General features: G+C 71.6%; 10 protein-coding genes. 7 read left to right on the plus strand and 3 right to left on the minus strand.

The window, feature by feature from the left end; all coding sequences use genetic code 11:
- Positions 1-14 precede the first annotated feature (14 nt).
- Complete coding sequence (lexA, locus tag D7318_RS20190) at positions 15-767, minus strand: transcriptional repressor LexA (protein ID WP_120698530.1); 753 nt, start codon at positions 765-767, stop codon at positions 15-17.
- Between the two features lie 480 nt (positions 768-1,247).
- On the opposite strand from lexA, the gene nrdR reads away from it, so the two are divergent.
- Both nrdR and D7318_RS20200 read left to right on the plus strand, forming a co-directional pair.
- The gene (gene nrdR / locus D7318_RS20195) at positions 1,248-1,733 is read left to right on the plus strand and encodes a transcriptional regulator NrdR (protein WP_120698531.1); all 486 of its coding nucleotides are present in this window, start codon (positions 1,248-1,250) and stop codon (positions 1,731-1,733) included.
- Between the two features lie 137 nt (positions 1,734-1,870).
- Entirely contained in the window at positions 1,871-4,786 is a 2,916-nt protein-coding gene (locus tag D7318_RS20200) for a vitamin B12-dependent ribonucleotide reductase (protein ID WP_120698532.1), read from the plus strand.
- 125 nt (positions 4,787-4,911) lie between these two features.
- Here D7318_RS20200 and D7318_RS20205 read toward each other — a convergent pair whose 3' ends face one another.
- The gene (locus tag D7318_RS20205; RefSeq protein ID WP_120698533.1) at positions 4,912-5,724 is read right to left on the minus strand and encodes a hypothetical protein; all 813 of its coding nucleotides are present in this window, start codon (positions 5,722-5,724) and stop codon (positions 4,912-4,914) included.
- 276 nt (positions 5,725-6,000) lie between these two features.
- Here D7318_RS20205 and D7318_RS20210 point away from each other — a divergent pair, with 276 nt between their 5' ends.
- The 3 genes from D7318_RS20210 to D7318_RS20220 are packed head-to-tail and all read left to right on the plus strand — an operon-like array spanning position 6,001 to position 8,051.
- Positions 6,001-6,609, plus strand: a complete 609-nt coding sequence (locus tag D7318_RS20210; protein WP_120698534.1) for a YdbC family protein — start codon at positions 6,001-6,003, stop codon at positions 6,607-6,609.
- A gap of 58 nt (positions 6,610-6,667) precedes the next feature.
- The gene (locus tag D7318_RS20215; protein WP_120698535.1) at positions 6,668-7,333 is read left to right on the plus strand and encodes a histidine phosphatase family protein; all 666 of its coding nucleotides are present in this window, start codon (positions 6,668-6,670) and stop codon (positions 7,331-7,333) included.
- A gap of 13 nt (positions 7,334-7,346) precedes the next feature.
- A complete protein-coding gene (locus tag D7318_RS20220; protein WP_120698536.1) occupies positions 7,347-8,051 on the plus strand; it encodes a ribonuclease HII in 705 nt (234 codons plus the stop codon).
- Here D7318_RS20220 and D7318_RS20225 read toward each other — a convergent pair whose 3' ends face one another.
- Complete coding sequence (locus D7318_RS20225) at positions 8,052-10,244, minus strand: RecQ family ATP-dependent DNA helicase (protein WP_120698537.1); 2,193 nt, start codon at positions 10,242-10,244, stop codon at positions 8,052-8,054.
- Positions 10,245-10,376: 132 nt separating this feature from the next.
- On the opposite strand from D7318_RS20225, the gene D7318_RS20230 reads away from it, so the two are divergent.
- Both D7318_RS20230 and D7318_RS20235 read left to right on the plus strand, forming a co-directional pair.
- On the plus strand, positions 10,377-11,528 hold the full coding sequence (locus D7318_RS20230) for a DUF4192 domain-containing protein (RefSeq protein WP_120698538.1): 1,152 nt from the start codon (positions 10,377-10,379) through the stop codon (positions 11,526-11,528).
- A 31-nt stretch (positions 11,529-11,559) separates the two neighbouring features.
- The gene (locus D7318_RS20235) at positions 11,560-12,300 is read left to right on the plus strand and encodes an NUDIX hydrolase (RefSeq protein ID WP_120698539.1); all 741 of its coding nucleotides are present in this window, start codon (positions 11,560-11,562) and stop codon (positions 12,298-12,300) included.
- Positions 12,301-12,397 lie beyond the last annotated feature (97 nt).

Raw genomic sequence — 12,397 nt, forward strand, 5'->3', positions numbered from 1 at the left:
TGTGGCGGGCGGCGTCAGATGCGCCGCATCACGGCGACGACCTTGCCGAGGATGGTGGCCTCGTCACCGGGGATGGGCTGGTAGGAGGCGTTGTGCGGGAGGAGCCAGATCTGGCCGTCCTCCCGCTTGAACCGCTTGACGGTCGCCTCGCCGTCGAGCATGGCGGCGACGATGTCGCCGTTCTCCGCCACGGGCTGGCGGCGGACGGTCACCCAGTCACCGTCGCAGATGGCGGCCTCGATCATCGAGTCGCCGACGACCTTGAGGACGAACAGCTCGCCGTCGCCCACCAGTTGACGCGGCAGCGGGAAGACGTCCTCGACGGACTCCTCGGCCAGGATCGGGCCACCTGCGGCGATGCGACCGAGCAGCGGTACGTAGGAGGCGGCGGGCTTGCCCGCGGTGTCCGTGGCCTGGGGGGCGGGGGTCTCGGCGCCGCGCACCTCGTAGGCGCGGGGGCGGTGGGGGTCGCGGCGGAGGAAGCCCTTGCGCTCCAGGGCCATCAGCTGATGGGCGACCGATGAGGTGCTCGACAGGCCGACCGCCTGGCCGATCTCCCGCATGGAGGGGGGGTATCCCCGGCGCTGCACGGAGTCGCGGATGACCTCGATGACCCTCCGCTGGCGGTCCGTGAGCCCGGAGCTGTCGGCCCGGATCCCCGGTGGACGCCCCGGCAGCGAGCGGCCGGGCGTCGCTCCGCCGGGCGCACCGAGCCGGTCCTGGCGGCGCTCAGCGGCGGTGATGGCGTCGTCTGCTGCGGTGGTCAATGTTCGCCCCTTCTCAGGTGGTTCTCCCTAGTCAGACAACGGTAGTTGCTATCGAAAGGTTGCGCCAAACACACGTTCGAGTGAAATATTCCGGATCGACCTACAGGATCAAGAAACAGGGTGTATGACGCCGTGATTTTATGCCCGCACCCGGCCGCACAGCGTCACCGGCCGTGCGATAGCCTGCCATGCGCCCGCCCGGCCTCCGCGCCGGGCCCCCGGTTGTCGCACCGCGACACGCCCGCCGGTGGCGTTGGCGGGTGGATCCCGGGCCCATCCTAGATCTAGTGGTCCCCTTCCTGGTGGCTCCCCACAAATTGTGGTCGAGGGTCCTCATCGGCTCCCGGGATCGCCTATGCTGGACACCGCCACGACGGATTCGCCCCGGCGGTTCATCGGGCTCGTGCCACCGCGCCCCGAGGGCGGGGTGTCGTCACGTTGCGTCATGATCAGCCACGCGCGGAGGAAGGGAGAGACGCGATGCACTGCCCCTTCTGCCGCCACCCCGACAGCCGTGTCGTTGACACGCGAGCCACCGACGACGGCACCATGATCCGCCGTCGCCGCCAGTGCCCGAGCTGTTCCCGGCGCTTCACCACCGTGGAGACCGCCTCGCTCATGGTGATCAAGCGCAGCGGCGTCACCGAGCCGTTCAGCCGGGACAAGGTGATCGCCGGCGTGCGCAAGGCGTGCCAGGGCCGCCCCGTGACGGAGGACGCGCTCGCCCAGCTCGGCCAGCGCGTCGAGGAGGCCGTGCGCGCCACCGGCAGCGCCGAGCTGTCCACCCACGACGTCGGCCTCGCCATACTCGGGCCGCTCCGCGAGCTCGACCTGGTGGCCTATCTCCGCTTCGCGTCCGTGTACCGGGCGTTCGACTCGCTGGAGGACTTCGAGGCCGCCGTCGCCGAGCTGCGCGAGGGCGCCACCGACGCGCCCGCGCAGGCGCGACCACCCGTCGCCGGCTGAGCCGGACCGGCGGGCCCGACGGCCCGGAGCCGACCAAGACCTGATCGGAGCGCATGGTCGCGCTGCGGTCATTCAGAACAGAACGCGCGGCCGTACACGGCCGCATCAGGGCGCTGTTGCCCGTACAGGGAGGCGGAATGACTGAGACGACGAGCGGCCCGGCACGAGGGTCCCGCGCCAAGACCGGCAAGGGGAGCAAGGGCCTGCGGATCGAACGCATCCACACCACCCCAGGCGTGCACCCCTACGACGCGGTGGTGTGGGAGCGCCGTGACGTCGTCATGACCAACTGGCGGGACGGCTCGATCAATTTCGAGCAGCGGGGCGTCGAATTCCCTGACTTCTGGTCGGTGAACGCGGTCAACATCGTCACGAGCAAGTACTTCCGCGGCGCCGTCGGCACGCCGCAGCGCGAGAGCAGCCTCAAGCAGCTGATCGACCGCGTGGTGAAGACGTATCGGGCCGCCGGTGAACGCTTCGGGTACTTCGCCTCGCCCGAGGACGCCGAGGTCTTCGAGCACGAGCTGGCCCACGCGCTGCTGCACCAGGTGTTCAGCTTCAACTCCCCGGTGTGGTTCAACGTGGGGACCAAGCAGCCGCAGCAGGTCAGCGCCTGTTTCATCCTGTCCGTCGACGACTCGATGGAGTCGATCCTCGACTGGTACAAGGAGGAGGGCATGATCTTCAAGGGGGGTTCGGGCGCCGGGCTCAACCTCTCGCGGATCCGCTCCTCCAAGGAGCTGCTCTCCTCGGGCGGGAACGCCTCGGGCCCCGTCTCGTTCATGCGAGGCGCCGACGCCTCGGCCGGCACCATCAAGTCGGGCGGCGCCACCCGCCGCGCGGCCAAGATGGTCGTCCTCGACGTGGACCACCCGGATGTCGAGGCGTTCATCGAGACCAAGGTCAAGGAGGAGGAGAAGATCCGCGCCCTGCGCGACGCGGGCTTCGACATGGACCTGGGCGGGGACGACATCACCTCCGTCCAGTACCAGAACGCCAACAACTCCGTGCGGGTCACCGACGCGTTCATGCGCGCCGTCGAGGCCGGTGAGAAGTTCGGGCTGCGGGCGCGGACGACCGGCGAGATCATCGAGGAGGTCGACGCCGCCGCGCTGTTCCGCAAGATGGCCGAGGCCGCGCACGCCTGCGCCGACCCGGGCATCCAGTACGACGACGTCATCAACCACTGGCACACCTCGCCCGAGTCGGGCCGCATCAGCGCCTCGAACCCTTGCAGCGAGTACATGCACCTGGACAACTCCTCGTGCAACCTCGCCTCGCTGAACCTGATGAAGTTCCTCAGCGACGACGACCGCGGGAACCAGTCGTTCGACGCCGAGCGCTTCGCCCGGGTCGTCGAGCTGGTCATCACGGCGATGGACATCTCCATCTCCTTCGCCGACTTCCCGACCGAGAAGATCGGCGAGACCACGCGGGCCTTCCGCCAGCTCGGCATCGGCTACGCCAACCTCGGTGCGCTCCTCATGGCCACCGGGCACGCCTACGACTCGGACGGCGGCCGGGCGCTGGCCGGGGCGATCACATCGCTGATGACCGGCACGTCCTACCGGCGCTCCGCCGAGCTCGCCGCCGTCGTCGGCGCGTACGACGGGTACGCGCGCAACGCCGACGCCCACGGCCGCGTCATGCGCCAGCACGCGGACGCCAACGCCGCGGCCAAGCGGATGGACGACCTGGACACCCCGGTCTGGGCGGCGGCCACCGAGGCATGGCAGGACGTCATCCGCCTCGGCAAGAAGAACGGTTTCCGCAATGCCCAGGCCTCCGTTCTCGCCCCGACCGGGACCATCGGCCTGATGATGGACTGCGACACCACGGGGATCGAGCCCGACCTGGCGCTGGTGAAGTTCAAGAAGCTGGTCGGCGGCGGCTCGATGCAGATCGTGAACAACACCGTGCCCAAGGCGCTCAAGCGGCTCGGGTACCAGCCCGAGCAGGTCGAGGCGATCGTGGCGCACATCGCCGAGCACGGGAACGTCGTGGACGCCCCCGGCCTGAAGCGGCAGCACTACGAGGTCTTCGACTGCGCCATGGGCGATCGGTCCATCGCGCCGATGGGCCACGTCCGGATGATGGCCGCGGCGCAGCCGTTCCTGAGCGGCGCGATCTCCAAGACCGTCAACATGCCGAGCACCTCGACCGTCGACGACGTCGCCGAGATCTACCTCCAGGGCTGGAAGCTCGGCGTCAAGGCGCTCGCGGTCTACGTCGAGAACAGCAAGGTGGGTCAGCCGCTCTCCGCCAAGAAGCAGGACAAGGCGGGCAAGGGCACCGCGGCCAAGGGCACGGCTGGCGAGGGCGCCGCTGCCGCGGAGCCTGAGCGCGTCGTGGAGTACCGGCCGGTGCGCAAGCGGCTGCCCAAGGGCCGCCCCGGCATCACCACGTCGTTCACCGTCGGGGGCGCCGAGGGCTACATGACGGCCAACTCCTACCCCGACGACGGCCTCGGCGAGGTCTTCCTGAAGATGTCCAAGCAGGGCTCGACGCTGGCGGGCATGATGGACGCCTTCTCCATCGCCGTGTCGGTGGGCCTCCAGTACGGCGTGCCACTGGAGACCTATGTCTCGAAGTTCACCAACATGCGCTTCGAGCCCGCGGGCATGACGGACGACCAGGACGTGCGGATGGCGCAGTCCATCGTGGACTACATCTTCCGGCGGCTGGCGCTCGACTTCCTGCCGTTCGAGACGCGGTCGGCGCTGGGGATCCACACGGCGGCCGAGCGGCAGCGTCACCTGGAGACGGGGTCGTACGAGCCCACCGACGAGGAGCTCGACGTCGAGGGGCTCTCCCAGTCGGCGCCGCGCCAGAGCGCCCCGCCGACCCCGCCGCCCGCCGCGGTCCCCGAGCCGGCGTCCGCCGCGACGGCGACCCCGGCGCCCCGGGAGGCGCACAGCTCGACGGAGCTGGCCGAGATGCAGCTCGGCCTGAACGCCGACGCCCCGCTGTGCCTGTCCTGCGGCACCAAGATGCGCCGGGCCGGCAGCTGCTACCTCTGCGAGGGCTGCGGCTCGACGAGCGGGTGCAGCTGAGACCCGGCGGGGTCGCGTCCGCCGCGCCAACGGGCGGGAGCGCCTGATCCGTTGGGCCAGCGCCTGAAGGGGGGTGCCGACAGGAGTCGGCACCCCCTTGTCCGCTGTCCGGGCGGGTCAGCGGGTCAACGGGTGGAGTACTGGATGAGGTCGTAGCTGTTGGCCCACCCGTCGTCATCGAGGCGGGTGAAGCCGCCCACCGCCCAGAGGCGGCCGGTGTGGCCTATCGGGGCCAGGTCGGCGATGGCGTAGGCGTGGGTCGGGGCGCCGGTGACGCGCTCGCCCTCGACGCGGTCCCAGCCGTGACCGTCGTGGTGCCAGTAGAAGGGTGGGGACTCGAAGCCCTCGGGGTCGCCGGTGAGCCAGAGGCCGCCGCGGCCGTCCCCGGCCAGCGCCGACGGCGTCAACTCATCGAGTGGCGCGTCCACCTGCTCCCAGTCCTCGCCGTCCCAGTGCCACATCGCGTACTCCGGGCCGTTCTCGCCCCAGGGGACGGCGTCCCCGATCAGCCACAGGCTGTCGTCGGACTCGGCGTAGAGGTGGATCGGGCGCAGACCCGGGGTGGGCGGCGGCATGTCGCTCCAGGCGCGGCCGTCCCAGTGCTTCACGACCGGCCGGAGCCGCTCCCCGAGGGCCGCGGCGCCGCCGATGGCCCATATGTCGTGGGAGGAGAGGGCCTGGAGGTCGCGGATGGCGTGGCCGGAGCCCAGATCGGTGGTCTCCCAGCGGCCGTCACGGTAGGAGCTGATCCAGCGGTCGCCCGCCAGCCAGGCGCCGCCGCGGACCGCGACGATCTCGCCGAGGCTGCCGAACCGGCCGCCGCTCGGCAGCTCGGGGAGCTCCACCCGGCTCCACCGGCGGCCGTCGAAGTGGGCCGCGAGCTCGTCCTGGCCGTTGCTCCCGTAGGCCCAGACGTCGTGGGGCGAGCGGGCGTTCACCGAGTGCCAGCCGGAGACCTCGGGCAGGCCCGAGGGCCACGACCAGGGCCAGTAACGGTGCGGCGATCCTCATCAGTGGTCGATTGCTCATGCCTGTCCTTTTCCTGCGCGCCGTCGAGCGGGAAAGGGCGCGTTGCCCTGTATGCGCCCCCCTGTTGAGAGGAAGACTCGCCACCCGACGGGCCGGTTGTAACGACTTGGGGAACCCGGTTCGCGCGTTTCGGGCGTTCCGTGATCTCGTGCTCGGCGCCGGGGAGATGGCCGTACGATGGCGCGGTGCTGGTCAAGTGGATGCGCTGTACCGTGCTCGATCGAGCGGGATTCGAGCGGGGGCAGCGGAAGTGGGCGGGGCTGTCCGGCGAGCCGGGGTTCCGGGCGCAGGGCGGCGGGTGGAGCCGCTCACAGCCCGGCGTCGTTCACTTGTTTGGATTCTGGGAGAGCAGGTCGTTCTACGACTCCTTCATGGCCCGCTCCCACGACCGCCTCGCCGCCGCGCAAACCGGTACGTATCAGGACATGAGGGTGCGCCTCTTCCAGTACCGCTTCGACGTCAAGATGGGCTTCGAGCCGCGCTTCACCGAGGCGAACCTTCTGCGCGTCGCCCACCTCCGCGTCCACCGGGACCGCGCCGAGCACTTCGCCCTCATGCAGGAGAAGGTGTGGAACCCCGCGATGGCAGGCTCGCCCGGCATGCTGCGGGGCGTCGTCGCCGAGGCGGAGCCGGAGAGTGAGTTCCTCGTGCTGTCGATGTGGGACTCCGCCGCCGAGCGCGCCAAGTACCGCACCGAGCGGGTGGAGCGGCTGGTGCTGCGCTCCCAGATGGGCGCGGATGTCGCCGCGATCAACGGGGACATCATCGACATGGAGCCGAGCTGGACGGTGTGAGCCGTCCGGCCAGTGGTCCGTCCGGCGGTCCCCGCGCCGTCGAATTAGGCTGTGGTCCATGGCGCGACCACGGCGAATCGTCCTCCTCCGGCACGGCGAGTCCCAGGGGAACTACGACGACGCCGTCTACGAGCGCATTCCCGACCACGCCCTGGCCCTGACCGAGAAGGGCAGGAAGCAGGCGCAGACGGCGGGGGAACGGCTGCGGTCCCTCTTCGGGGACGAGCGCGTCTCCGCCTATGTCTCCCCCTACCAGCGCACCCACCAGACGTTCCGGGTCCTCGGGCTCGATCCCGCGCGGGTGCGGGTCAGGGAGGAGCCCCGCCTCCGCGAACAGGACTGGGGCAACTGGCAGGACCGCGACGACGTGCAGCGCCAGAAGCGCGCGCGTGACGCCTATGGCCACTTCTTCTACCGCTTCGCGCAGGGGGAGTCGGGCGCCGATGTCTACGACCGGGTGGGCGCGTTCCTGGAGAGCCTGTGGCGCAGCTTCGAGGAGCCCGACCACCCGCCCAACGTCCTGCTGGTCACCCACGGTCTGACGATGCGGCTGTTCTGCATGCGCTGGCTGCACTGGACCGTCCCGGAGTTCGAGTCGCTGTCCAACCCCGGGAACGGCGAGACCCGCGCCCTCCTGCTGGGCAACGACGGTCGCTATCACCTGGATCGGCCCTTCGAGCACTGGCACACACCCGAGCGACCCTTCGAAGGGTGGCGCACTTAGGGTGGACCCTGTCATGCCGTACGAACCTCCTACTCATCGCGTGGAACGGTCCATTCGCGCCCTCACCGGTGCGCGCGTCGTCGCCGGGATCGACGAGGTCGGGCGCGGCGCCTGGGCCGGGCCGGTCACCGTCTGCGCCGCCGTCACCGGGCTGCGCCGCCCGCCCGAGGGCCTGACCGACTCCAAGCTGCTGACCCCGCTGCGCCGCACCGCTCTCGCGGAGGTGCTCACCGGCTGGGTCACCTCCTATGCCCTGGGCCACGCCTCCCCCGAGGAGATCGACACCCTCGGGATGACCGCCGCCCTGCGCCTCGCGGCGTCCCGGGCCCTGGAGGGGCTTCCCGATCGGCCGGACGCCGTGATCCTGGACGGGAAGCACGACTATCTGGGGCCGCCCTGGCAGGTGCGGACCGTCATCAAGGGCGACCAGTCCTGTGTCGCGGTGGCCGCCGCCTCGGTCATCGCGAAGGTGCGCCGCGACGCCATGCTCGCCGAACTCGCCCCCGAGCACCCGCCGTTCGGCTTCGAGACCAACGCCGGGTATCCCTCGCCGGTGCACAAGACCGCGCTGGAGGAGCATGGTCCCACCCCGCACCACCGCCGCTCGTGGGCGTTCCTGGACGCACTGCCCCGCTGGCGTCATCTCAAGCTCCCCTCGCATCGTGATGCCCTGGCCGCCGAGGATCTGGAGGAGGCGGGCCAGCTCGGTATGTTCTGATCAGCCCTGGAGGGCGAGCACCAACGGCAGCACCTCCCCACCACCGGCGGCCCTGAGCAGCCGCGCCGCCATCGCCAGCGTCCAACCGGTCTCGGCGAAGTCGTCCACCAGCAGCACGGGCCCACCGGCCGTCCTCACCGCCTCGGCCACCTCGGGCGCCAGCCGCAACGAACCGTCCAGCGCCTGAACGCGCCGCGCGCTGTTGCTCCGGGTCAGTGGCTCGGCCCCGGTGTCCACCGTGCCGAGCACCGGCATCCTGCCGATCTCGGCGATCCGCTCCCCGAGCGAGCGCACCAGCCGAGGGCGGGAACGCGACCCCACGGTGACCACGCCGACCGGTCGCCGCAGCGCGTCCGCCGCGCCGGATGCCCAGCCGCCCGGTCCCTTGGCCCAGTCGGCGAGCACGGTGACCACGGCGTTCGCCACATCGTCCGGCACCGGTCCGTCCCCGGCGGCCGGGGCGAGGAGGGGACGCAGTCTGTTCCCCCAGCCGATGTCCGACAGCCGCCCCAACGCCCGGCCCACCGCGGCCTGTTCGCCGGGATCGATCCTCCCCTTGAGGCCGACCCCCACCCCCGGCAGCCCCGTGGGCCACATGCGGCGCGGCTCCAGCGTCACCCCGGGCCGGGCCAGCTCTCCCCGGGCGGCGGTCACGGCGTCGGGCGCGACCTCGGGCGAGGGAGAAGTCTCTGTGCAGGTGTCGCAGCGCCCACAGGGAGCCGCCTCCTCGTCGTCCAGCTGCCTCCGCAGGAACTCCATCCGGCAGCCTGTGGTGGTGGCGTACTCGCGCATGGCCTGCTGCTCCGCCTCGCGCTGGTGGGCCACCCGCGCGTAGCGGTCCGCGTCGTACTCCCATGGGGCGCCGGTCGCGGTCCAGCCACCCCGCTCGCGCCGCACGGCTCCGTCGACGTCCAGGACCTTGAGCATCATCTCCAGCCGCCCGCGCCGCAGGTCGACCTGGGGCTCAAGGGCGGGCAGCGACAGGGGCCGCCCGGCCGCGGCGAGCACCTCGAGGGTGTGGCGCACCTGCTCCTGCGGTGGGAACGCGAGCGATGCGAAGTACCGCCAGATCGCCTCGTCTTCGGGGCCCGGAAGCAGCAGCACCTCGGCGTGGTCCACCCCGCGTCCGGCGCGGCCGACCTGCTGGTAGTAGGCGATGGGCGAGGACGGCGAGCCGACGTGCACGACGAAGCCGAGGTCGGGCTTGTCGAAGCCCATGCCGAGCGCCGATGTGGCGACCAGGGCCTTGACGCGATTGCCCAGGAGGGCGTTCTCGGCGGCCAGCCGATCGGCGTTCTCCATGCGGCCTGTGTAGGGCGTCACCGTGTGGCCACGCGAGGAGAGATAGGCGGACACCTCCTCGGCGGCGGCGACCGTGAGCGTGTAGATGATGCCGGAGCCCGGCAGCCGGTGGAGATGCCCGTCGAGCCAGGCCAGCCGGTGGGCCGCGTCCGGCAGCCGCAGCACCGAGAGCCGCAGGCTCTCGCGGTCGAGCGGCCCTCGCAGCACCAGCGCCCGCGCCGCGTCGTCGCCGGTACCCAACTGCTCGGCCACGTCGGCGGACACCCTGGCGTTGGCCGTGGCCGTCGTGGCCAGCACCGGCACCTCGCCCGGCAGCCCGGCGAGCAGGGTGCGCAGCCGACGGTAGTCGGGGCGGAAGTCGTGTCCCCAGTCGGAGATGCAGTGCGCCTCGTCGACCACGAGCAGGCCGGTGGTCTCGGCGAGGCGGGGCAGCACCTGGTCGCGGAAGTCCGGATTGTTCAGCCGCTCGGGGCTGACGAGCAGGACGTCCACGTCGCCCGTCGCCACCTCGGACTGGATGGCCTCCCACTCCTCGGGGTTGGCCGAGGTGATCGAGCGGGCGTGGATCCCGGCCCTGGCGGCGGCCTCGATCTGATTCCGCATGAGGGCGAGCAGCGGCGAGACGATCACCGTCGGGCCGCTGCCGCGCTCGCGGAGCAGCGCGGTGGCCACGAAGTACACCGCGGACTTGCCCCAACCGGTGCGCTGCACCACCAGCGTCCGCCTCCGCTCGGCGACGAGCGCGTGGATCGCCCGCCACTGGTCCTCGCGGAGCCTGGCGTCGCCGTCGGCGCCGCCCACGAGGCGGGCGAGCACGGCGTCGGCCGCGGCGCGCAGATCGGGGTCCTGTGGAGCGGGAGGCGAGGGGTGACTCGCGGTTCGCTGCTGCATGCCCCCATGCAAGCCGATCGGACCGACAGGCCGCCAATCCCCCTGTGGATAACCCGACCATTCTTATGACCTTCAACGCCGCCTGTGGATAACGGCCGACACGAAACCGGCGATCCAGTCCATCCTCCTCTCATGACATCGCACAGCGAATCCGCTTCAGAACTCTCCGCGACGGAGAGCCGAGTCACGCTCCGCGGCGCCGCCGACCTCGCCGACGCCCTGCCGTATCTGCTGGGTTACCACCCGGACGACTCCGTCGTCCTGATCGCGCTGCACGGCCCGAGCGGTCGCGTGGGCGGTCGCGTCAGGGCGGACATCCCCTCCGATCCCGGCGCATGGGACGAGACGGCCGACCAGCTGGCCGCCCGCCTCGTCGACGGCGGGGCGATGCCGGGGCCAAGGCCGGACGCGGCGATCGTCTTCATCTGTCACGAGCCATCCGACGGCGTGTCCGCGCGCGAGGCGATGGATCGGCACCGGCCCCTCGCCCAGCGCGTGCGCACCGCGTGCGGGGCACTGGACGTCCCGGTCTTCGAGGCGATCTTCCTCGCCGCCCGGCGGTACTGGTCGTACTGCTGCGTGGACGAGCGCTGCTGTGGCGCGGAGGGCAAGGAGCTTCCTCCCGCCGGGACCTCGCCGATGGCCGCGGCCGCCGCCTACGCCGGGCTCAGGGTGCGCGGCTCCCTGCGGGGGATGGGGCGGCGGCTGCGGCCGCTGGGGGAGCCCGTCGCCGCACGGCAGGTGCAGGCGTTCAACACCGTGGCCGAGGAGCTGCTTCCGCGGATCCTCGGCGAGGAGCCCAACAGCCGTGTGGCCAGGGGCGAGACGTTGCGGCTGGCCGAGCGCCTGCTGAGCCGCTTCCGCCGCGCCGCAGCCACCCGGGAGTCGGAGGACGCCGTCGCCGACGCGATGGACGACGCCCTGATCACCTCGGAGGAGTCGGCCCGCCTGGTGATCGGCCTCCAGGACAGGAAGGCCAGGGACATGGTGGCCGAGTGGATGGAGGGCGCCGAGGGCGCGGCCGCCCTGCGGCTGTGGCGGGCCCTGTCCCGGCGCTGCGTAGGGGAGTTCGCGGAGTACGCCGTTCCACCGCTGACCCTCGCAGCCTGGGTGTCGTGGTCGCTCGGGGACGAGGCACCGGCCCGGGTGGCCCTCGGCCGGGCGCTGGACCTGGACGGCCACTACCTCTTCGCGAGACTGCTGCACCAGGGGTGCAGCGACGGGGTGGACCCCGAGTCGCTGCGCCGATTCCTGAGGCGGCAGCGGGCCGCCCGGGGGCGCTGATGACCGCGATGCGGAGCCCTATGATCACCGCATGCCCTACGACCCCTCCGAGTTCCCGGCGTTCGCCGTCACCGTCGACCTGGTCGTGCTCACGGTCCGGCGGCACGCGCTGTGCGCCCTCACCGTGCGCCGGGGCGAGGAGCCTTTTCGTGGGCAGTGGGCCCTCCCGGGCGGATTCGTGCGCGCCGAGGAGGACCTGGCCTCCGCGGCGGCGCGTGAGCTGGCCGAGGAGACGGGGCTCCGGGCACAGGACTCCGACAGCCGTCCCGCCGACGCCCACCTCGAACAGCTCGCCACCTATGGCGATCCGTCCCGGGATCCGCGGATGCGGGTGGTCAGCGTGGCGCATCTGGCGCTGGCTCCTGACCTTCCCGCGCCGACGGCGGGCGGGGACGCGGGCGGCGCCCGGTGGATGCCGGTCAGCAAGCTGCTCGGCGGGCAGGACCAGGCCTCCGAGGAGGGGCTGGCCTTCGACCACGCCCGCATCCTCGCCGACGGCGTCGAGCGCGCCCGTTCGAAGATCGAATACTCCTCGCTGGCCACGGCCTTCTGCCCGGCCGAGTTCACCGTCGGCGAGCTGCGCAGGGTCTACGAGGCGGTGTGGGGAGTCGCCCTCGATCCACGGAACTTCCATCGGAAGGTCACCGGCACGCCGGGGTTCCTCGTGCCGGTCGGCGGCACGACGACGCGTCAGGGCGGGCGCCCCGCCCAGCTGTTCAGGGCGGGCGGTGCCACCGAGCTCAACCCCCCGATGCTGCGCCCCGAGGTGTAAGGGGCCTCCCGCTGCCGCCCGACAGCGCCCGCGCGTTGCAGGGAATATCCGATATGTCCCGTTATCGTGCCAGGGTGCACGATCAACGGGAACAGCG

The sequence above is a fragment of the Streptomyces radicis genome (assembly GCF_003626575.1).
Classification (GTDB): Bacteria; Actinomycetota; Actinomycetes; order Streptomycetales; family Streptomycetaceae; genus Streptomyces; species Streptomyces radicis.

Excerpts from the sequence above, each read along its gene's own strand:
- D7318_RS20220 (WP_120698536.1), top strand. The coding sequence starts at position 7,347 with ATGCCGTACGAACCTCCTACTCATCGCGTGGAACGGTCCATTCGCGCC.
- D7318_RS20215 (WP_120698535.1), top strand. The coding sequence starts at position 6,668 with ATGGCGCGACCACGGCGAATCGTCCTCCTCCGGCACGGCGAGTCCCAG.
- nrdR (WP_120698531.1), top strand. The coding sequence starts at position 1,248 with ATGCACTGCCCCTTCTGCCGCCACCCCGACAGCCGTGTCGTTGACACG.
- D7318_RS20235 (WP_120698539.1), top strand. The coding sequence starts at position 11,560 with ATGCCCTACGACCCCTCCGAGTTCCCGGCGTTCGCCGTCACCGTCGAC.
- D7318_RS20225 (WP_120698537.1), bottom strand. The coding sequence starts at position 10,244 with ATGCAGCAGCGAACCGCGAGTCACCCCTCGCCTCCCGCTCCACAGGAC.
- D7318_RS20230 (WP_120698538.1), top strand. The coding sequence starts at position 10,377 with ATGACATCGCACAGCGAATCCGCTTCAGAACTCTCCGCGACGGAGAGC.
- D7318_RS20200 (WP_120698532.1), top strand. The coding sequence starts at position 1,871 with ATGACTGAGACGACGAGCGGCCCGGCACGAGGGTCCCGCGCCAAGACC.